General features: G+C 70.2%; 15 protein-coding genes and 1 pseudogene. 3 read left to right on the forward strand and 13 right to left on the reverse strand.

What is annotated here, in order from left to right; genetic code table 11:
• Positions 1-299: 299 nt before the first annotated feature.
• From ACFXB5_RS18285 to ACFXB5_RS18345, 13 genes and pseudogenes are all read right to left on the reverse strand, one after another.
• Positions 300-1076 carry a TIGR03936 family radical SAM-associated protein gene (locus ACFXB5_RS18285; protein WP_385208735.1) on the reverse strand — a complete coding sequence of 259 codons (777 nt, stop codon included), beginning with the start codon at positions 1074-1076 and terminating at the stop codon, positions 300-302.
• A 234-nt stretch (positions 1077-1310) separates the two neighbouring features.
• A complete protein-coding gene (locus ACFXB5_RS18290) occupies positions 1311-3233 on the reverse strand; it encodes a TIGR03960 family B12-binding radical SAM protein (protein WP_385208738.1) in 1923 nt (640 codons plus the stop codon).
• 94 nt (positions 3234-3327) lie between these two features.
• Positions 3328-4965, reverse strand: coding sequence for a CHAD domain-containing protein (locus ACFXB5_RS18295; protein WP_385208740.1), 1638 nt, complete (start codon positions 4963-4965; stop codon positions 3328-3330).
• Positions 4966-5028: 63 nt separating this feature from the next.
• Positions 5029-6231, reverse strand: a complete 1203-nt coding sequence (gene rodA, locus ACFXB5_RS18300) for a rod shape-determining protein RodA (protein WP_385208743.1) — start codon at positions 6229-6231, stop codon at positions 5029-5031.
• On the reverse strand, positions 6228-8372 hold the full coding sequence (mrdA, locus tag ACFXB5_RS18305; protein ID WP_385208746.1) for a penicillin-binding protein 2: 2145 nt from the start codon (positions 8370-8372) through the stop codon (positions 6228-6230). Before mrdA ends, rodA begins: the two co-directional genes overlap by 4 nt.
• Before the next feature lie 63 nt (positions 8373-8435).
• Positions 8436-9143: a rod shape-determining protein MreD gene (mreD, locus tag ACFXB5_RS18310; RefSeq protein WP_385208843.1), complete on the reverse strand. Its 708-nt coding sequence runs from the start codon at positions 9141-9143 to the stop codon at positions 8436-8438.
• 6 nt (positions 9144-9149) lie between these two features.
• Positions 9150-10094, reverse strand: a complete 945-nt coding sequence (gene mreC / locus ACFXB5_RS18315) for a rod shape-determining protein MreC (protein ID WP_385208749.1) — start codon at positions 10092-10094, stop codon at positions 9150-9152.
• A gap of 143 nt (positions 10095-10237) precedes the next feature.
• Positions 10238-11257 (reverse strand): rod shape-determining protein, encoded by a 1020-nt coding sequence (locus ACFXB5_RS18320; protein WP_037946248.1) that lies wholly within the window; start codon positions 11255-11257, stop codon positions 10238-10240.
• Between the two features lie 321 nt (positions 11258-11578).
• Positions 11579-11992, reverse strand: a complete 414-nt coding sequence (ndk, locus tag ACFXB5_RS18325; protein WP_020871339.1) for a nucleoside-diphosphate kinase — start codon at positions 11990-11992, stop codon at positions 11579-11581.
• A 74-nt stretch (positions 11993-12066) separates the two neighbouring features.
• On the reverse strand, positions 12067-12420 hold the full coding sequence (locus tag ACFXB5_RS18330; protein ID WP_201849578.1) for a DUF4233 domain-containing protein: 354 nt from the start codon (positions 12418-12420) through the stop codon (positions 12067-12069).
• A 1-nt stretch (position 12421) separates the two neighbouring features.
• The gene (locus ACFXB5_RS18335; protein ID WP_385208752.1) at positions 12422-13927 is read right to left on the reverse strand and encodes a bifunctional folylpolyglutamate synthase/dihydrofolate synthase; all 1506 of its coding nucleotides are present in this window, start codon (positions 13925-13927) and stop codon (positions 12422-12424) included.
• Between the two features lie 76 nt (positions 13928-14003).
• Positions 14004-15465: pseudogene (locus ACFXB5_RS18340) on the reverse strand (peptidoglycan D,D-transpeptidase FtsI family protein).
• Positions 15466-15715: 250 nt separating this feature from the next.
• A complete protein-coding gene (locus ACFXB5_RS18345; protein ID WP_385208755.1) occupies positions 15716-18349 on the reverse strand; it encodes a valine--tRNA ligase in 2634 nt (877 codons plus the stop codon).
• 118 nt (positions 18350-18467) lie between these two features.
• Here ACFXB5_RS18345 and ACFXB5_RS18350 point away from each other — a divergent pair, with 118 nt between their 5' ends.
• The 3 genes from ACFXB5_RS18350 to ACFXB5_RS18360 are packed head-to-tail and all read left to right on the forward strand — an operon-like array spanning position 18468 to position 21354.
• Positions 18468-19406, forward strand: coding sequence for a hypothetical protein (locus ACFXB5_RS18350; protein ID WP_385208758.1), 939 nt, complete (start codon positions 18468-18470; stop codon positions 19404-19406).
• Between the two features lie 51 nt (positions 19407-19457).
• Positions 19458-20453 carry a hypothetical protein gene (locus ACFXB5_RS18355; RefSeq protein ID WP_385208760.1) on the forward strand — a complete coding sequence of 332 codons (996 nt, stop codon included), beginning with the start codon at positions 19458-19460 and terminating at the stop codon, positions 20451-20453.
• Between the two features lie 58 nt (positions 20454-20511).
• Positions 20512-21354: a hypothetical protein gene (locus ACFXB5_RS18360; protein WP_385208763.1), complete on the forward strand. Its 843-nt coding sequence runs from the start codon at positions 20512-20514 to the stop codon at positions 21352-21354.
• Positions 21355-21477: the final 123 nt, after the last annotated feature.

A 21477-nucleotide genomic window follows, 5' to 3' on the forward strand; every position in this document is an offset into this window, starting at 1 on the left:
CACCCGGCCCCCGCGGCACTCGGCTCTGAGGACCCCAGGTGCTCGACATGGTGGGTCTGATCAATAGGTTCGAGCATGAGGGCGTTTCTCCCTTCAAGCTCCATGTATCCGCGCCTGGTTCAGGACGGCCACCCGCGCACTGTGCGCGGGTGCCGCCGTCCGGGGCGCGGGCGCCGCACGGGAGCTGTCGTCTCGCTCGCCGGGACCGGTTCTTTCGGGACCGGCGAAAGTCTTCTGGTCAGTGCGCCAGCCGGACCCGGGTGGCTCCCAAGTGCATCGGCGGCGCGTCGACGGCGGCCCTACGCGGGACCTTCCGGCGCCATCGCGGCGGTCAGCTTGGCGGCCGTGGTTGGAGCGGCCTGAGCTGCCTCGCGATCGGGCGCGAGCGGGTCGGTCACCGTGCCGGACTCCTCATCGAGCAGCCCCTGCGCCAGCCTGGTCACCGCTGCGGGGACCGGCGGCGCCAGGTCGGCCGTAGCGCGGAGACCGGACAGGACGTCGTCGGGTCGCACGGCAGGTGTCAGATGCCGTACCACCAGCCGCAGTATCGCACAGCCACCGTCGCCGGGCCTATCGGCCCGAGCCGGAAGCGTCTCCAGGCGGGCCACCGCGGCACGGGCGTCGAAGGTTCGCAACCCGTTTTTCGTCCGGCGTTCCACCTCGACCGTGTCGGCCTCCAGGAAGGCCGCGACGGCCCGCTCGGCGTCCGCCGGGGCGACCCGGTCGAGCCGGATCTCCCATACGGACGCCTGCAGCCGGTCGGCGAGCCCCGAGGTGTGGGCCTCCACGGACTCGGTCACATCGAGCCCCTCGGGCAGCGACTCGTCGAGGACCGCCCGCAGCTTCTCGGGGTCGCGGGCCTCGGTCAGCTGGATCTCCAGGTACTCCGCCTCGCTGCCAGTGCCGGTGGGTGCGGCATTGGCGTAGGACACCTTCGGATGCGGGGTGAAGCCCGCCGAGTACGCCATCGGCACCTCGGCGCGGCGCAGCGCCCGCTCAAAGGCGCGCTGGAAGTCGCGGTGGCTGGTGAACCGGAGGCGGCCGCGCTTGGTGTAACGCAAACGGATGCGTTGCACCGCGGGTGCGGGCGGCGGGCCTTCGGGCTGTCGCTTGCCCAGGGGACTGTCTCCTTGTACTTCCTTGCCGTCGGACACCGGGGCCACGGGGCCCCGATGTCTTCCAGCCTACTTTGTGGGTGCCGCGGGCGGCCCGGTGACGGAGGGCCGCCGGACGACTACGTCACCGCCGGACGGCTACATCACCGCCGGACGGCTACGTCACCGCCCGACCGCCATGTCACCGCCGGTCGGCTACTTCACCGACAGCGGCAGCAGCTTCCGCCCGGTGGGGCCGATCTGGATCTCGGTCTGCATCTGCGGGCAGACGCCGCAGTCGAAGCAGGGGGTCCAGCGGCAGTCGTCCACCTCGGTCTCGTCGAGGGAGTCCTGCCAGTCCTCCCACAGCCAGTCCTTGTCGAGGCCCGAGTCGAGGTGGTCCCAGGGCAGGACCTCCTCGTAGGTGCGCTCGCGCGTGGTGTACCAGTCGACGTCGAGGCCGAAGTCGGGCAGGGTCCGCTCGGCGCACTCCATCCACCGGTCGTAGCTGAAGTGCTCGCGCCAGCCGTCGAAGCGGCCGCCGTCCTCGTAGACGGCGCGGATGACCGCGCCCACCCGGCGGTCGCCGCGCGAGAGCAGGCCCTCGACGATGCCGGGCTTGCCGTCGTGGTAGCGGAAGCCGATCGAGCGGCCGTACTTCTTGTCGCCTCGGATCTTCTCGCGCAGCTTCTCCAGCCGGGCGTCGGTCTCCTCGGCGCTCAGCTGCGGAGCCCACTGGAAGGGGGTGTGCGGCTTGGGGACGAAGCCGCCGATGGAAACGGTGCAGCGGATGTCGTTCTTGCCGGACACCTCGCGGCCCTTGGCGATGACCTTGGTGGCCATGTCGGCGATCTGCAGCACGTCGTCGTCGGTCTCGGTGGGCAGACCGCACATGAAGTACAGCTTCACCTGCCGCCAGCCGTTGCCGTACGCGGTGGACACCGTACGGATGAGGTCCTCTTCCGAGACCATCTTGTTGATGACCTTACGGATGCGCTCACTGCCGCCCTCGGGGGCGAAGGTGAGGCCCGAGCGGCGCCCGTTGCGGGTCAGCTCGTTGGCGAGGTCGATGTTGAAGGCGTCCACCCGGGTCGACGGGAGGGACAGGCCGATCTTGTCCTCCTCGTACCGGTCGGCGAGGCCCTTGGCGATGTCGCCGATCTCGGTGTGGTCGGCGGAGGACAGCGACAACAGGCCGACCTCCTCGAAACCGGTGGACTTCAGCCCCTTCTCGACCATCTCGCCGATCCCGGTGATCGACCGCTCGCGCACCGGGCGGGTGATCATGCCCGCCTGGCAGAAGCGGCAGCCCCGGGTACAGCCGCGGAAGATCTCCACCGACATCCGCTCATGGACGGTCTCGGCCAGCGGCACCAGCGGCTGCTTGGGGTAGGGCCACTCGTCGAGGTCCATGACGGTGTGCTTGGACACCCGCCAGGGCACGCCCGAACGGTTCGGCACCACGCGCGAGATCCGCCCGTCGGCCAGGTACTCCACGTCGTAGAACTTCGGGACATAGACGCTGCCGGTGCGGGCGAGGCGGAAGAGCAGCTCATCGCGGCCGCCCGGACGGCCCTCGGCCTTCCAGGCGCGGATGATCCCGGTCATGTCGAGCACGGCCTGCTCACCGTCGCCGATCACCGCGCAGTCGATGAAGTCGGCGATCGGCTCGGGGTTGAACGCGGCGTGGCCGCCCGCGACCACCACGGGGTGGTCCTCGGTGCGGTCGGCGGCGTCCAGGGGGATACCGGCGAGGTCCAGCGTGGTGAGCAGGTTGGTGTACCCCAGCTCGGTGGAGAAGGAGACGCCGAGGAAGTCGAACGCGGACACCGGGCGGTGCGAATCCACGGTGAACTGCGGCACCTTGTGCTCGCGCATCAGCTCCTCGAGGTCCGGCCACACGCTGTAGGTGCGCTCGGCGAGCACGCCCTCGCGCTCGTTGAGGACCTCGTAGAGGATCATGACGCCCTGGTTGGGGAGCCCGACCTCGTAGGCGTCCGGGTACATGAGCGACCAGCGGACGTCGCAGGAGTCCCAGTCCTTGACGGTGGAATTGAGTTCACCGCCTACGTACTGGATGGGCTTCTGCACATGCGGCAGCAGGGCCTCGAGCTGTGGGAAGACCGACTCGACAGACATCGCGGACTTTCGTGAAGCTGACAGGGGTGACCCTCAAGCGTACCTGCCCCGCCGGGACGCCCTCGCCACGGACCAGGCCTCCAGGTCCGCCCGGTCAAGCCGCCAGGTCCGCCCGGTGCTTCTCGCGCGAGATCTCGGCCCACAGGTCCGGCAGCTCACGCTCGCGGGCGGCGGCCCGCTCCTCCTCCCTGCCGTACAGCAGCCCGAAGGTGAAGTCGCTCTCCCCCGCCACATGGGCCTGGGTGGCCAGCTGCCGCAGCGCCTCGCGGGCCACGACGCTGTCCTGGTGGTCGCCGAGCACGTCCTGCACGGCCTGCATACGGCGGGCGAACCGCTTGGCGGACTTGCCGAGCGCGGGCCGGGCCGTCTCGGCGGCGTAGCGGACCCGCTTGGCGGCCTTACGGGCCTGGTGGATGGCGATGTCGCGATCCGGCCCTGGGGGCGTCTCCAGCGCGGTGGCCATACGGCCGGCGAGCCGCTCGTAGTCGCGCAGCACGGCCTTGGCGACCACCGGCGCGGCCGGCTTCGCGGCGTCGCGGCGCAGCGGCGGATCGGCCCCCAGGGCGTCGAGGGTGTCCAGGAGCGTCAGGTGGCGCTCGCTGTCCAGCGCGCCCAGGACGGTGGCGCGGGCGCCGTCGCGCCGCCCGTGCGACCAGTGGTGCAGCCGTTCCCCCACCGGGCCGCGCCGGAGCTCCTCCGGCAGCTCGGCGAGACGGCCTTGGAGCCGCTCGGTCAGCACCTCGCGGTCGCGTTCCACGCCGAGCTCACCGGCCAGCCACTTCAGCTCGTCGCCGATCGGATCGGTCACCGAACGGTCCAGGACCTTGCGGTAGGAGCGGAACGCGCTGCGCAGCCGGCGGGTGGCGACCCGCATCCGGTGCACCGCGTCCGGCACGTCCCCGCGCACGGCCGGGTCGAGCCGCACCAGGGCGTCGATCTGACGGCGTATGTAGTCCAGGACGACATCGTCGGCGCCGAGCGGCTGACGGGGCCCGGACGCGGCCTGTGCGACCTGACGGGCGGTCTTCGCGGGCTTGCCGGGCTTGGCGGGCTTGGCGGGCCCGCCTCCGCCGCTCTCGACCGCGACCGCTGCCTTCTCCGTCTCGGCCAGGGCCTTGGCGAGCTTGGAGGGGGTGTCGGCGCGGTGCAGACCGCCGTCGCGCAGCCGCTCCTCGACCACGTCGAGCAGTCGCTGATCGTGGCCCCGGCCCTCGGCGAGCTCGACCTCGACCTCGGTCCACCGGACCGGCTCGCTCTCCTCGGGGGCCAGCCGCCGGGCCGTCACCCGGTCGACGGACACCTCGGCGAGCACCGTGCCGTCGGCGTCCACCAGATCCTTGCGGTCCCGCTCGGTGTGCAGACGGGCGAGCGGGCGCAGCGGATCGTGGCGGACCCGCGAGCGCAGCAGGGTGGCCATCTCGGCGGGCACCTCGTCGCCGAGCGGCGCCCGCAGCTCCTCCCGGGTGTCCGGGCCGACGGGCAGCTTCAGATGCCATCCCTCGTCGTCGCCGCCGGTGCGGTGGCGCAAGGTGATGCCGTCGGCCAGCAGCCGCCGCCCGGGGGTGTCGTAGTAGGTGGCCTCCAGGGTGGCGACTCCCCGGCTCACCACGGTCGCGACCGGCCCCGCTCCGGTCAGCTCGGGCAGGCCCGGCAGGTCGGGCCGCCCGGACGGACCGGCTTCCTCGGCGGTGGCCTCGTACTTGCGTTCTATCTCCTGCTTTGTGTCCACCATGTGTGTCACGTACCCAAACTCGGGCTTATCAGCCCCAAGCGGAGACGTGACACCAAGCGGACCCTATGCGGAGACGGGTCTCTGCACCCGGATGGACTGCAGCAGCCCGATCGCGATCCATACGGCGAACATCGAGGACCCGCCGTAGGAGACGAACGGCAGCGGCAGACCGGCCACCGGCATGATGCCCAGCGTCATCCCGATGTTCTCGAACGCCTGGAAGGCGAACCAGGCGATGATCCCGGCCGCGACGACGGTCCCGTACAGCTCCGTGGTGTCGCGCGCGATCCGGCAGGCGCGCCACAGCACGACCCCCAGCAGCAAGATGATCAGGCCCGCGCCGAGGAAGCCCAGCTCCTCCCCCGCGACCGTGAAGACGAAGTCGGTCTGCTGCTCGGGGACGAACTGACCGGTGGTCTGGGTGCCGTGGAAGAGCCCCTTACCGGTGAGCCCGCCCGAGCCGATCGCGATGCGCGCCTGGTTGGTGTTGTAGCCGACCCCGGCCGGGTCGAGCGCGGGGTTGGCGAAGGCGGCGAAGCGGTCGATCTGGTACTGGTCGAGGACGTGCAGCTGCCAGACGAGCAGCGCGCCCATCACGGCCGTGAGGATGAGCCCCGCGATCCAGCGGTTGGACGCGCCGGAGGAGAGCAGCACGGCGAGCACGATCATCGCCATGACCATCACCGAGCCGAGGTCCGGCATCAGCAGCACGATCGCGATGGGCAGCCCGGCCAGGCCGAGCGCCTGGACGACGGTGCGGTGGTCGGGGTTGAGCCGGTCGCCCGCGTCCACGCGCGCGGCCAGCAGCATCGCCATCCCCAGGATGATCGTGATCTTGGCGAACTCACCCGGTTGCAGGGAGAACCCACCGCCGACCACGATCCACGCGTGGGCGCCGTTGATCGTCGAGCCCAGCGGGGTGAGCACGGCGAGGACGAGGATGACGGACAGCCCGTAGAGGACCGGGACCGCGCCGCGCAGGGTGCGATGGCCCAGCCAGATGGTGCCGATGGCGAGCAGCAGCCCGATGCCGGTGTTGAGGGCGTGCCGGACCAGGAAGTAGTACGGGTCGCCCTGGTTGAGCTCGGTGCGGTTGCGGGTGGCGGAGTAGATGAGCGCCCCGCCGATCGCGGACAGGGCCAGCGCGGTGAGCAGCAGCACCCAGTCGAGGCGGCGGACGACCGAGTCGCGCGCCATGAGCTTGCTCCAGGCGCCGCGCTCCGGGGTGAAGCGGCGGACGGAGTACCCATGCGTGGACGCGCTCATGAATCAGCTCCCCGCCGCCGCTCCCGCGCGGCCGCCTCGAACTGCTTGCCGAGCGGCTGGGACTCGATGGAGCCGTCCGACGAGATCTTCGGCAGTTTGGCCTGCGGCTGGGGCAGCAGCGCCTTCTTCTTGTCGATGCCGCCCTTGGCGTCGACCCCGTACAGCGCGTTGTAGATCTTGCGCACGGCGGGGCCGGAGGCGCCGGAGCCGGTACCACCCTGGGAGATCGTCATGACGACCGTGTAGTCCTTGGTGTACGTGGCGAACCACGAGGTGGTCTGCTTGCCGTAGACCTCCGCGGTACCGGTCTTGGCGTGCATCGGGATCTTGCTCTGCGGCCAGCCCTGGAACCGCCAGGCGGCGGTGCCCCGGGTGGCGACGCCCGCGAGCGCGCTGTCGATCTTCTCGCGGGTCTGGCCCTTCATCGGCAGCTTGCCGTGCGCCTTCGGCTTGATCTCCCGGATGTCCTTGCCGTCGGGGCTGACGATCGCCTTGCCGACACTCGGGTCGTGAAGCGTTCCGCCGTTGCTGATGGCCGCGTAGATGGTGGCCATCTGGATCGGGGTGACGAGGGTGTCGCCCTGGCCGATGGAGTAGTTCACGGAGTCACCGGCGCGCATCTTCATGCCCTCGAGACAGTTCTCGTAGGCGATCCGCTGGCCGTAGGACCCGTCCTTCTTGCCGGTCTTGCACCAGACGTCCTTGTTGGCCTTCCAGTAGTCCTTCTTCCACTGGCGGTCCGGGACCCGGCCGGTGACCTCGTTGGGGAGGTCGATGCCGGTCTCCTTACCGAGGCCGAACTGGTGGGCGGTCCGGTAGAACCAGTCCCCCGGCTTCTTCTTGGGCTCGTTGCCGCCGTCCTTCTTCCACTGCTCGTAGGCGAGGTGGTAGAAGACGGTGTCGCAGGAGACCTCCAGCGCGCGGCCGAGGCTGATCCCGCCGTAGTTCTCGGACTCGAAGTTCTTGAAGACCTGGCTGCCGATGTTGAACGAGCTGGTGCAGGGATACGGCCCGTTGAAGTCGTAGCCGGCGTTGACCGCGGCGGTCGTCGGGACCACCTTGAAGATCGAGCCGGGGGCCGCCTGGCCCTGGATCGCCCGGTTGAGCAGCGGGTAGTTGGACTTCTTGCCGGTGAGCTGCTTGTAGTCCTTGCCGGAGATGCCGCCGACCCAGGCGTTGGGGTCGTACGTCGGGTTGGACGCCATGGCCACCACCCGGCCGGTCTTGGCCTCCATGACCACGACCGCGCCGGAGTCCGCCTTGTAGTTGGTGCCGGTGTTCCGGTCGTGCTGCTTGCGGGCGTCCCGCATCGCCTGGTCCAGTTCCTTCTCCGCGACCGCCTGGACCCGCGAGTCGATGCTGGTGACGACGTTGTCGCCGGGGCGGGCCCGCTGGCTCTCCCGCTGGCCGATGACCCGGCCGAGGTTGTCGACCTCGTAGCGGGTCACCCCCGCCTTGCCGCGCAGCTCACTGTCGTACTGGCGCTCGAGGCCGTTGCTGCCGACCTGGTCGGAGCGGAGCAGGGGCGACTTGGTGTGCTCGGCCGCCTTCACCTGCTCATCGGTGACCGGGGAGAGATAGCCGAGCACCTGGGCGGCGTTGGAGCCGGCGGGCGCGGCGTAGCGGCGCACGGCGGTGGGCTCGGCGCTGATGCCGGGGAACTCCTCTTCGCGCTCGCGGATCTGGAGCGCCTGCTTGGCGCTGGCCTCGTCGGTGATCGGGATGGGCTGGTACGGGGAGCCGTTCCAGCAGGGCTGCGGGGTCTTGGCGTCACACAGCCGGACCTTGTCCAGGACGTCCTTGGGCTTCATGCCCAGGACGTCGGCGAGGCGGGTGAGGACGGCCTTGCCGTCGTCCGGCATCTTCATCAGCTCGGTGCGGCTGGCGGAGACCACCAGACGGGTCTCGTTGTCGGCCAGCGGCACCCCGCGGGCGTCCAGTATGGAACCGCGCACGGCGGGGTGGACGACCTGCTGGACGTGGTTGTTGGCGGCTTCGGCGGTGTACTCGTCGCCGTTGCGGATCTGGAGGTACCACAGGCGTCCGCCGAGGGTCAGCAGCAGCGAGAAGACCAGGATCTGGAGGCCGACGAGCCGGATCGTGACCCGGGAGGTCCGCCCGGTCTCAGGGATATTACTCATGGCGCGCTCCCATGAGGGCGGTGGCGGGAGACGGGTGGGCGGCGGGCGACGGGAGGGCGTTGCTCACAGGCGCTTGACCCCCTTGATGCGTGCCGTCCTGTTCTTCCCCGCGCGGGTCAGCAGCCCGCCGCGCTGGCTGCCGATCCGGGGCGCCCGGCCCGGGCGCCTGAGCCGGCTCATCCGGCCGATCCGGCCGGTGCTGACGCCGCCCGCCGTGCTGATCCAGCGGGACGGGCTCTCGCCGCCGCCCGCGCTGTCGGCCATCGGATCGTTCTCACTCCGTCTGGCGAGCCCCATGATCAGCGGCACCGTGAAGGGTGCCAGCAGCAGGTCGTAGAGGGCCGCGGTGAACAGCAGCTTGCCCAGGCCCACCTGACGGGCCGCGTCGTCGCCGACGAGGATGCCGACCCCGGCGTACAGCAGCGTGGCGCCGATAGCCGCCGCCACGACCACCAGCATCGGCCCGGTGGCCGACCTGAGCTGGCCGGTCTCCGGCTTGGCGAGCCCGGCCAGATAGCCGATGACGCAGAGCACCAGGGCGTAGCGGCCGGCGGCGTGGTCGGCGGGCGGAGCGAAGTCGGCGAGCAGCCCCGCGCCGAAGCCGATGAGCGCGCCGCCGGTGTGGCCGTAGACGAGCGCGAGACCGAGCACGACGAGCAGCAGCAGGTCCGGAACGGCGCCGGGCAGTTGGAGGCGGGCCAGTACGCAGATCTGGACGACGAGGGCGAAGACCACCAGGCAGGTCGACAGGACGATCCGGTTGAGGTGCAGCATCGGTCAGCTCCTGTTGGCGGCCGGGCTGGTGGCGGTGGCGGAGGGGTTGGCCGTGACGGTGACCGTGGGCGTCGGCTTGGGCTTCGCGGGCTTGGGCGGGAGCACGCTGTCCCGCGGGTTGACGCGCGGCGGCTGGACGACGACCCCGACGATGTCCAGCTTGCTGAACCGGACGTACGGGCGCACCCGGAGCGTGCGGGTCAGATCGCCTCCGGTGGGATCGACGCCGACGACCTTGCCGACCGGGACGCCGGGGACGAACGGCTTGTCCGCCTGCGAGCCGAAGGTGACCATCCGGTCGCCCTTCTTGATCCGGGCCTTGCCGTTGAGGAGCTGCACATGGAGCGAGCGGTCGCCGCGCCCGGTGGCGAAACCGAGCTCGCCCGATCCCTCCATACGGGTGCCGACGGTGAAGTCCGGGTCGATGGCGAGCAGCACGGTGGCCGTCGAGGAGCCGACGGTGGTGACCCGGCCGACCAGCCCGTCGCCGTTGATGACGGTCATGTCGCGGCGGATGCCGTCGCCGCTGCCCATGTCGATGGTGACGGTCCAGGAGAAGCCCTGGGCGGCGCCGATGCCGATGACCTGGGCGCCCTTGATGCCGTATTGACCGGCGCCGGCGGTCTTCAGCAGCTTGTCGAGCTCGGCGGAGCGGGCGCGACCGCGGGCGTTGTTGCCGAGCCGCTGCTTGAGCTTGGTGTTCTCCTCCTCCAGCCGGCGGACCCGGTCGTGCCGGTCCCCGGATTCCCGTACGGCCGCGACCGCGTTGCCGACCGGGTCCACGGCGGAGGCGACGCCGTCCTCCACGGGCCCGAAGACGGAAGCGGCGGCCTGCCGGGCGCCGTCGAGGGGTGAGTCCTCGCCGCCGCGGATATCCACCGTGATCAGCGCGAACGCGATGGCGACCAGCAGCACCAGGAGCAGCCGGCTCTCTCGTGTGTCCCTCACGTGCGGCGACGTGCCTTCCTCGTCGAAGTCGGACCGGTGCCGGTGATGTGACGACCGGTCGGTCCTGGGGAGCCTTATGCCTGTATATCAGCGTTCCGCCGCACGGGCAGCCAACCACCCGTACGGCCGGTCCGCCGGATTGTTCATCTGCGGGGCTGGGCGTCCAGCACCTGCTGGAGCGCCTCGAACTCCTCCACGCACTTGCCGGACCCGAGTGCGACGGAGTCCAGCGGGTCCTCGGCGATGTGGATCGGCATCCCGGTCTCGCGGCGCAGCCGCTCGTCCAGGCCGCGCAGCAGCGCACCGCCGCCGGTGAGCACGATGCCGCGGTCCATGACGTCGCCGGAGAGCTCCGGGGGGCACTTGTCGAGGGTGGTCTTGACCGCGTCGACGATCGAGTTGACCGGCTCCTCCATGGCCTTGCGGACCTCGGCGGCGGAGATCACCACGGTCTTGGGGAGGCCGCTGACGAGGTCACGGCCGCGGATCTCGGTGTGCTCCTCCTCGTCGCCCTCGTACGCCGAGCCGATGGTGATCTTGATGTTCTCGGCGGTGCGCTCGCCGAGCAGCAGGCTGTACTCCTTCTTGATGTGCTGGATGATCGCGTTGTCCAGCTCATCGCCCGCCACCCGGATGGACTGCGCGGTGACGATGCCGCCCAGCGAGATGACGGCGACCTCGGTGGTGCCGCCGCCGATGTCCACGACCATGTTGCCGGTGGCCTCGTGGACCGGAAGGCCGGAGCCGATGGCCGCGGCCATGGGTTCCTCGATGATGTGCACCTGACGGGCGCCCGCCTGGGTGGACGCCTCGATGACGGCACGGCGCTCGACCCCGGTGATACCGGACGGCACACAGACGACCACTCGGGGCCGGGCGAGATACCGTCGCTTATGGATCTTGAGGATGAAGTACCGCAACATCCGCTCGGTGATCTCGAAGTCGGCGATAACGCCGTCCTTGAGCGGACGCACAGCGACGATGTTGCCAGGGGTGCGGCCGATCATCTTCTTCGCCTCGGCGCCCACGGCGAGAATTCCGCCGGTGTTGGTGTTGATGGCGACGACGGATGGCTCGTTGAGGACGATCCCGCGGCCCCTGACGTACACCAGCGTGTTGGCGGTCCCGAGGTCGACAGCCATGTCACGGCCGATGAACGACATGTTGTTCCCCATGAGGATACGTCAGGCCTTCCCTGCTGGAGCGATTGCTTGCTTGAGGTCGGCAGGATGGGTGCGCGCTGCGAGGCGCGGAGGTTTCATCGTAGTCACGCCCGCTCGAACACGCTGCGGGGGTCCTCCGCCATTGTCAGCAGAACACGACCCCGCCTCCTCTAATGGTGACGTCGTGTCGCGGAGATGCGTTCCCCCGATCGGCTCGCATATGCCGAAGGGCGACCGGGTAATTCGGCCGCCCCCAGGTCAGCAGGGGTCTGACAAGTCGATGATCAAACTGATGGCCGATCAGTAACGATCGGATCGGGATCAGGCGAGCCCAGGAAAGAAAATCTTGATTTCCCGTTCGGCGGACTCCGCCGAGTCGGAGGCATGGATCAGATTTTCCCGAACGATGGTGCCGAAATCGCCACGGATGGAGCCCGGCGCCGCGGCGATCGGGTCGGTCGGCCCGGCCAGCGCCCGGACGCCCTCGATCACCCGCTCGCCCTCGACCACCAGCGCCACGGCCGGGCCGGAGGCCATGAACTCCACCAGCGGCTCGTAGAACGGCTTGCCGACATGCTCGGCGTAGTGCTGCTCCAGGACCTCACGCTCCAGCTGACGCAGCTCGAGGGCGCTGATCGTCCAGCCCGCCTTCTTCTCGATCCGCCCCAGAATCTCGCCCACCAGTCCGCGTCGGACGGCGTCGGGCTTGAGCAGGACGAGCGTGCGCTGACTCACGGTGCGGGCTCCTTTGGGAAAAGACATGCGGCGGGGCTGTGAGGCAGAGGCTACATGGGGGAATGGGGGCCACATCACGCAGTGTCAGGCGAGGCGGCCGAGGACGCGGCGAACCGCGCCTTGGCCTCGTCGACCTTGCGGCCGAAGTGGACCGAGGCCCACCACAGCGCGGCGAAGGCCGCCCCGAGGAAGAACATGGTGGGCACCACGAAACCGCTCAGCACCAGGCCGATCTGCAGGGCCCAGCCGATCTGCACCGCACCCGGACGGCTCAGCAGCCCGCACAGCAGCACACACAGCCCCATGGCGATTCCGCTGACCGTCCAGACGGTGCCCGTGGACAGCCCGGACGTCTTCATCGCGACCAGCCCGGCGAAGCCGATCACGAAGAACTCGCCGATGAGGGTGGAAGCGCACAGCGTTCGCATATCAGCCCTTTCCCAGGAGGAGCCGGGCCTCGCCGACCGTGATCACCGACCCGGTCACCAGAACTCCCGCTCCGGCGTATTCGCCCTCTTCCTCCGCCAGGGTGATGGCCGCCTCCAGGGCGTCGTCCAGCCGCGGCTCGACCTGGACCCGGTCGGAGCCGAAGACCTCGACGGCGATCGCGGCCAGCTCGTCCGGGTCCATGGCGCGGTGGCTGGAATTGCCGGTCACCACGACCTCGGCGAAGATCGGCTCGAAGGCTTCCAGCAGACCGCGCACATCCTTGCCGTCACTCGCCCCGACCACGCCGATCAGCCGGCTGAAGTCGAAGGACTCGGTGACCGCCGCGGCGACGGCCTGGGCGCCCGCGGGGTTGTGCGCGGCGTCCAGCACCACGGTGGGGCTGCGGCGCACGACCTCCATCCGGCCGGGCGAGGTCACGGAGGCGAAGGCGGAGCGGATGGTGTCGATGTCGAGCGGGCGGGCGTGCTGGGAGCCGACGCCGAAGAACGCCTCCACGGCCGCCAGCGCCATCGCCGCGTTATGCGCCTGGTGGGCGCCGTGCAGCGGGAGGAAGACATCGGTGTACTCCCCGCCGAGGCCGCGCAGGGTCAGCAGCTGACCGCCGACCGCCACCTCCCGGGACAGCACACCGAACTCCATGCCCTCACGGGCGACCGTGGCATCCACCTCGACCGCGCGCTTGAGCACCACGGAAGCGGCCTCCACCGGCTGCTGCGCGAGCACCACGGTGGCGTCCTGCTTGACTATGCCGGCCTTCTCGACGGCGATCTGCTCCGGAGTGGTGCCGAGCCGGTCGGTGTGGTCCAGAGAGATCGGCATGATCACCGCGACGCCCGCGTCGATCACATTGGTGGCGTCCCAGGAGCCGCCCATGCCGACCTCGACCACCGCGATGTCCACCGGCGCGTCCGCGAAGGCCGCGTACGCCATGCCGGTGAGCACCTCGAAGAAGGACAGCCGGTGCTCCTGCTGGGCGTCGACCATCTCGATGTACGGCTGGATGTCCTGGTACGTCTCGATGAACCGCTCGGCGGAGATCGGCGCCCCGTCCAGGCTGATCCGCTCGGTGATCGACTGGACATGGGGGCTGGTGTAGCGGCCGGTGCGCAGCTCGAAGGCGCCCAGCAGGGACTCGATCATGCGGGCGGCGCTGGTCTTACCGTTCGTACCGGTGATGTGGATCGACGGATAGGCCCGCTGCGGCGAGCCCAGGATGTCCATCAGCGACTCGATCCGCACCAGCGACGGATCCAGCTTGGTCTCCGGCCAGCGCCCGGCCAGCTCGCCCTCCACCTCCCGCAGGGCGCGGTCCACCTCGGGGTCGGTCGGGCGGGCCGGGATGCCGTCCCCCTGCGGCGGCCCGGACTGCGCACGCAACGTCCGGCTGCCGGCCTCGATCACCGCCAGATCGGGGTCGCGGTCGGTCTCGGCTCCGACGATCTCTTCGAACTCGTCGGACTCGTTCTGGGGGCGCTCCTCGCTCACGCCGACCAGTCTACGAGGGAGGGGTGACAACCCGGCCCAGCGCCATCCCCACCCGGGTCACGACCCGGTATCAGGGTCACGACCCGGTATCGGCCAGTGCCGCCTTCATCATCGACTTGGCGATCGGCCCGGCCAGACCGCCGCCGGAGATGTCGGCGCGGGCCGCGTCGCTGTCCTCGACCACCACCGCGACCGCGACCTTGTGGCCGCCGCCGGCGTCCGCGTAACTGATGAACCACGCGTACGGATTGGCGCTGTTGTTCTCACCGTGCTGGGCGGTGCCGGTCTTGCCACCCACCGTCACCCCGGGGATCTTGGCGTTGGTCCCGGTGCCCTGGTCCACGACCGTCCGCATCGCGGACTGCAGCTCGGACGCGGTGTGCTTGGACATCGCCTGGCTGTAGGTCTTGGCCGAGCTCCGGTCCAGGGCGGACGCGCTGCCGTCCGTGGTGCGGTCGACCTCGTACGGGGTCATCAGCTTGCCGTCGTTCGCGATGGCCGAGGAGACCATCGCCATCTGCAGCGGAGTGGCCGTCACATCGAACTGCCCCATACCGGTCAGGGCCGTCTGCGAGTCGTTCATCCCGCTCGGGTAGGTGCTCTTCGCGGCGCGCACCGGGATGTCCAGCTTCGCATCGTCGAAGCCCAGCTTCTTGGCCTCCGCCGCCACCTTGGACTGGCCGAGGTCCACGGCCATCTTCGCGAAGACCGTGTTGCACGAGTACTCAAGGGCGGTGCGTATGGTCGCGTCCTCGCACGGCGCCGACCTGTTCTCGTTGCGCATGTCGGTGACCGTGCCCGGCAGCCGGTACGGATCCGGGCTCTTGGTCTGCTCGTCCACCGACGAGTACAGCCCGTTCTCCAGCGCCGCGGCGGCGACCAGCACCTTGAAGGTCGAGCCCGGCGGGTACGTCTGGCGCAGCGCGCGGTTCAGCATCGGCTGCTTGTCGTCCTTCTGGAGCGCGGTCCACGCCTTCTGGTCCGCCGTGGAGGAGCCCGCGAAGGTGCCCGGGTCGTACGAGGGGGTGCTGGCCAGGCCCAGGACGGCGCCGGTGGTGGGGTCGATCGCCACGGCCGCGCCGGTCTTGTTCCCCAGTCCCTCGTAGGCGGCCTTCTGCACGGCCGGGTTGATCGTGGTGACCACGTCGCCGGGCTTGGACCGCTCCCGCGTCACCGCCTCGAGCGGGTTCTTCAGCCGGCTGTCGGAGCCGTCGAGCACCTGCCGCTCCAGGGCCTCCAGCTGAGTGCTGCCGTAGGACTGGGAGGCGTATCCGGTGATCGGCGCCCAGAGCTTCCCGTCCGTGTAGGTGCGCTTGTACTTCAGGTCGCCCTTGGTGGCGGCCGAGCCTGGTGACCGGCTTGCCGCCGGCGATGATGTCGCCCAGCGGCCCGGCGTACTCGGAGATGGCCACCCGGGCGTTGCGCGGGTTCTCCCGGAGACTGTCGCCTCTCGCCAACTGCACATAGGTGACCCAGGCGAGCAGGGCCAGCACGAGCAGCAGCGAGAACACCGATGCCCTTCTCAGCGGCTTGTTCATGGAGGGGGAGCTCCTTCCGGGACGTACGGCCGGATAACTCCCTGAAGGCAGTGTTTGGTTCCCGGTGGGGCATTGCTGTGTGGCGCCTGTGAGGCGTCTGTGGGGCTTCTCCGGGAGCCTGTGAGGCTTCTCCCGGGCGTCTGTGGCACATCGTCCTGGGCGTCTGTGGCACATCGCACACACCGCACGCACAAGCGCCCCCGCCGGATTCCGGCGGAGGCGCTGTGGTGCGGTCGGTACCCCTCGGCGGTCAGCCCTTGGGGAGGGCCGCCAACTGGGCGGTGATCCGGGCGATATCGGCATCGGCGGTCGCCTGCCGGGTGCGGATCTTCTCCACGACATGGTCGGGGGCCTTGGCCAGGAAGCCCTCGTTGGACAGCTTCGCGGTCGTCTGCGCCTTGTCCTTCTCGGCCGCGGCGAGGTCCTTGGCCAGCCGCTTGCGCTCGGCCTCGACGTCGATCGCGCCGGACAGGTCCAGCGCCACGGTCGCGCCCGCCACCGGCAGCGAGGCGGTGGCCGTGAAGTCCTCACCGGCCGGCTGGAGGCGCAGCAGGGAGCGCATCGCGTCCTCGTGGGCGGCCAGCGAGGTGCCGGACAGCTCCAGCCGGGCCGGGACCCGCTGACCGGGCTGGAGGCCCTGGTCGGCGCGGAACCGGCGGACCTCGGTGACCACCTGCTGGAGGTTCTCGATCTCCCGCTCGGCCGCCTCGTCCCGGAAGCCGCTGTCGCCCGGCCAGTCCGCGATGACGACGGACTCCTGGCCGGTCAGCGAGGTCCACAGCTTCTCGGTGACGAACGGGACCACCGGGTGCAGCAGCCGCAGCGTGACATCCAGGACCTCGCCGAGGACGCGCCGCGCGGCGTCGGCCTCCGCGCCGCCCTTGGCGAAGGTGGTCTTGGACAGCTCGACGTACCAGTCGAAGACCTCGTCCCACGCGAAGTGGTAGAGGACGTCGGAGAGCTTGGCGAACTGGTAGTCCTCGTAGTACGCGTCGACCTCGGCGACCACCGCGTTCAGCCGGGACAGGATCCAGCGGTCGGTGGCGGACAGCCGCTCGGGGGCGGGCAGTTCGCCCTCGACCGTGGCGCCGTTCATCAGCGCGAAGCGGGTCGCGTTCCAGATCTTGTTGGCGAAGTTGCGGGACGCCTGGACCCAGTCCTCGCCGATCGGGACGTCCACACCGGGGTTGGCGCCGCGGGCCAGGGTGAAGCGGACCGCGTCCGATCCATAGGTGTCCATCCAGTCCAGCGGGTTGACCGCGTTTCCAAAGGACTTGGACATCTTCTTGCCGAACTGGTCACGGACCATGCCGTGCAGCGCGATGGTGTGGAACGGCGGGGTGCCGTCCATGGCGTACAGGCCGAACATCATCATCCGGGCGACCCAGAAGAAGAGGATGTCGTAGCCGGTGACCAGGACCGAGTTCGGATAGAACTTCTCCATGCTCTCGGTCCGCTCGGGCCAGCCGAGTGTGGAGAACGGCCACAGGCCGGAGGAGAACCAGGTGTCCAGGACGTCATTGTCCTGGTGCCAGCCCTCGCCGCTCGGCGGCTGCTCGTCCGGTCCGACGCAGACGACCTCGCCGTTCGGCCCGTACCAGACCGGGATCCGGTGGCCCCACCACAGCTGGCGCGAGATGCACCAGTCGTGGAGGTTGTCGACCCAGTCGAAGTAGCGCTTCGACATGTCCTCCGGGTGGATCTTCACCCGGCCGTCGCGGACCGCGTCGCCCGCGGCCTTGGCCAGCGGGCCGACCTTGACCCACCACTGCATGGACAGCCGCGGCTCGATGGTGGTCTTGCAGCGCGAGCAGTGGCCCACGGAGTGGGTGTACGGGCGCTTCTCGGCCACGATCCGGCCTTCGGCGCGCAGGGCGCCGACGACGGCGCTGCGCGCCTCCAGCCGGTCCAGGCCCTGGAAGGGGCCGTGGGCGGTGATGACCGCGTGCTCGTCCATGACGGTCAGGTTCGGCAGGCCGTGCCGCTGCCCGATCTCGAAGTCGTTCGGGTCGTGGGCCGGGGTGACCTTGACCGCGCCGGTGCCGAACTCGGGGTCGACGTGCTCGTCGGCGACGACCGGGATCCGGCGGCCGGTGAGCGGCAGCTCGATCTCGGTGCCGACCAGATGGCGGTAGCGCTCGTCGTCGGGGTGGACGGCGACCGCGGTGTCGCCCAGCATCGTCTCGGCACGGGTCGTCGCCACGACGATCGACAGGTCGCCCTCGCCGTACCGGATCGAGACGAGCTCGCCGTCATCGTCGTCGTACTCCACCTCGATGTCCGAGATGGCCGTAAGACAGCGCGGGCACCAGTTGATGATGCGCTCGGCGCGGTAGATCAGCTCGTCCTCGTAGAGCCGCTTGAAGATCGTCTGGACGGCTTTGGAGAGCCCCTCGTCCATGGTGAAGCGCTCGCGGTTCCAGGCCACGCCGTCGCCCAGGCGCCGCATCTGGCCGGAGATCTGCCCGCCGGACTCGCTCTTCCACTGCCAGACGCGCTCGACGAACGCCTCGCGGCCCAGGTCGTGGCGGGAGACGCCCTCCTTGGCCAGCTCTCGCTCGACCACGTTCTGCGTGGCGATACCGGCGTGGTCCATCCCCGGCTGCCAGAGCGTCTCAAAGCCCTGCATTCGCTTGCGCCGGGTGAGCGCATCGATGATCGTGTGCTCGAAGGCATGGCCGAGGTGGAGCGAGCCGGTCACATTGGGGGGCGGGATGACGATGGTGTAGGGCTCTTTGTCGCTCTTCGCGTCCGCCTCGAAGTAACCGCGCTCTACCCAGCGCTCGTACAGCGGCCCCTCTACATCGGCCGGCGCGTACTGGGTCGGCAGTTCGGGGTGGCTGTTCGGCCCGCTCGTGGGGCGCTGCGAAGAGTTCTCGGTCACCTCCGCAGTCTAAAGGGCGGCGGCCTTCCGTTACGAACCCGTTGTGGCCCCGGCGCCGAGGCGCTCAGGGGCGTCGGGAAGGATGTTTGGTACCTGTCATGCGCATAAGGAGAGGCACATGAGCCATCAGCAGCCGCCGCCGCAGCCCGGCCCCTATGGGGGCCAGTCAGGGCCGTACGGCGCCGGTCAGCCTCCCGTGCCCAATCCGTACGCGCAGACGCCGGGCTACGGACAGCCGCCGCAGGGCGGCTACGGCCAGCCGAGCCCGTACGGCGGGTCCGGCGGCGGCTATGGCCATCCTCAGCCCGCGAACCCTTACGGCCAGCCGCCGCAGCCGCCCCAGGCGGGCCCCGCGCCCCAGCAGGGTCCGGGCTACTACGGCGGGGCCCAGCCCCCGCCGCCCCCGGGGCCGGCGGCCGGTGGCAACGGTAAGGGCAGGAAGGTGGGGCTCGCGATCGGCGCTGTGGTGGTCGTGGCGGCACTGGGGGTGGGGGCGTTCGCGCTGTTCGGCGGCGGCAGCGGCGGCCCGTACAAGCTGACCACGCCCGAGACCGTGGCCTCGGACTACGAGCGCCAGGGCTCGGGCACGGACGACAGCGATCTGTCCGCGGCGGGCCGGAAGGACCTCCAGCAGGTGCCGGTCGTCAAGGACCCGCATCTGGTGGCGGCCGACTACCAGACCTCCGGTAAGGAGATGCTGAAGTTCACCGGCGTCTGGGGCGAGGTGACCGACCCGGAGCGGGGCGCGGACCTCGCGCTGGCGGTCATCGTCAAGACGCTGCAGGACAACGGCACCGCGCAGGCCAAGGGCAGCCCCCAGACGTTCTCGCCGGACGGTTTCGACGGGGACGTCCTGAAGTGCCAGTCCATGAAGTTCACCTCGGATCAGGGATCCATGGAGGCCCCCGCGTGCGTCTGGGGCGACAAGGACACCCTGGGCGTCACGGTCATGGCGGATCCGGCGGCGGCGGTGCTCGGTGGTGGCATGTCCCTTGAGGACGCCGCCGGCATCACGGCCAAGGTGCGCAAGGACGCGCGCGTCGGGATCGACGGCTAGCGCGGCCGGCGCGGAGCAACACAACAGCACGATTTCTAACGAGGGATACAGATGAGCTACAACCAGCCGGGCCCTTACGGCCAGCAGCCCCAACAGCCGGGTCCCTACGGACAGGGTGGAGCGGCCGGCCAGCCCGGCTACGGCTACCCGCAGCAGCCGGGTCAGCCGGGTCCCTACGGCCAGCCGCAGCAGCCGCCCCAGCAGGGCTACGGCTACCCCGGGCAGCCGCCGCAGGGCCAGCCGGGCCCCTACGGCCAGCAGCCGAACCCGTACGCCCAGCAGCAGCAGCCGTACGGCCAGCCGGGCATGCCGGGCCCGTACCAGCCGGGACCGGGCCAGGGCGGCGGCAACAAGAAGGGCCTGGCGATCGCGATCGGCGCGGTGGTCGTGGTGGCCGCGGTCGTCGGCGGTGTCCTGGTGTTCAAGGGCGGGGACGACAGCGGTGGCGGCGGTAAGGTCGCCGACGACGGCAAGCGGTACAAGCTCACCACCCCCGCGACGGTGGCCGGCGACTACACCAAGAGCTCCTCCGGCGGGGGCGGGCTCACCTCCTCGGACGCGGACGACTTCAAGAAGTTCGGCGTCACCAATCCCAAGACCGAGAGCGCGGAGTACAAGTCCGGCGAGGGCATGAGCGCCAAGCAGCTGCAGCTCAACGGCGTCTGGGGCGAGGTGAAGGACCCCGAGGCGGTCGTCGACGGCGCCTTCTCGAAGATCGCGCAAGAGGCCGAGAAGGACCCCTCCACCAGTGGCGGGATGAAGGCCGAGCTCGTGGGCAGCCCGGAGTCGGTGACGCCCAGCGGCTTCGAGAACGCCGTGATGAAGTGCCAGAACACCAAGTTCACCCCGACCGGGGACTCCGGCTCCAGCGGCATACCCACCAAGGGCTTCTCGATCCCGATCTGCATGTGGGGCGACCACAGCACGGTGGCCTACGTGGTCGTCTCCGACGCGGCCGCGGCGCTGTCCGGCAAGAGCATGTCGCTCGACGAGGCCGGTGAGATCACCGCGAAGGTCCGCAACGACGCGCGCGTGGAGATCAAGTAGCCGAGCGGGCCGCGCAGTTCACAGGCCACAGCCGATCCGGAGGGGGATCCCCACAGCCATGAGCCACAACCAGCCACCGCCGCCGGGGCCCTACGGCGGCGGGCCCGGCCCGTACGGGGGCGCCCAGCCCAATCCGTACGGCGGGGGGCAGCAGCAGCCCGCGGAGCTCAACCCGTACGCGCAGGCGCCGGGGTACGGCTATCCGCAGGCGCAGCCCCCGCAGGGCTACGGCTACCCGCAGCAGGCGGGTCCCTACGGCCAGCCGCCCTACCCCGCGCCGCCCGCGCCCGGCGGGGGCGGCAACCGCACCAAGGTCATCGCGGTGACGGTGGCCGGGCTCGTGGTGGTGGGCGCGATCGTCACCGGCGCCGTGGTGCTGACCGGCAGCAACGACGGCCCGAAGGCGATGAAGCTGGTCACCCCCAAGACGCTCGCCGACGGCAGCTACACGCTGGACAAGGGCACGGACGACCTCGACAACGAGGGCACCAGCGTGCAGGGCAGCATGCCCGAGGGCGCGACCTCGGTCCTGGCCCAGTACAAGCGGTCGGACGACGACAATTCGGGGCTCGCCTTCTCCGGGATGTACGGCGACATCAGCGACCCGGACACGGTCCGCGACGAGATGTTCAAGGGCTTCGCGGGCGGCGACGGCTCGCCCACGGTGGAGCGGAAGCGCAAGCGGTTCCAGCCGAAGGGCGCTGACGGCCCGTCGGTGGAGTGCGAGGTGGTCAAGCTCTACGACCGGATCTACGCCCCGGCCTGCGTCTGGGCCGAGGAGACGGACGCGGCGATGGTGCTCGACGTCAACGCGGAGAACACCTCGGCGTCGGACGCCGACATGGAGTCCTTCGCCAAGGTGACCGCGGGCATCTACCAGGACACCCGCAAGCCTGCCTGAACCGCCCGTAAAGCGGCCACAGGGCGCGTACGACACGAAGAGGGGCCCGGGTGACCGGGGCCCCCGTCGTACGCCCGCACCCGGGGGGCTGCGCGTTCGGGTGGGGGTACGCGCGGATAAAGT

The organism is Streptomyces sp. NPDC059455 (genome assembly GCF_042750115.1).
GTDB classification, from domain to species: domain Bacteria; phylum Actinomycetota; class Actinomycetes; order Streptomycetales; family Streptomycetaceae; genus Streptomyces; species Streptomyces endocoffeicus.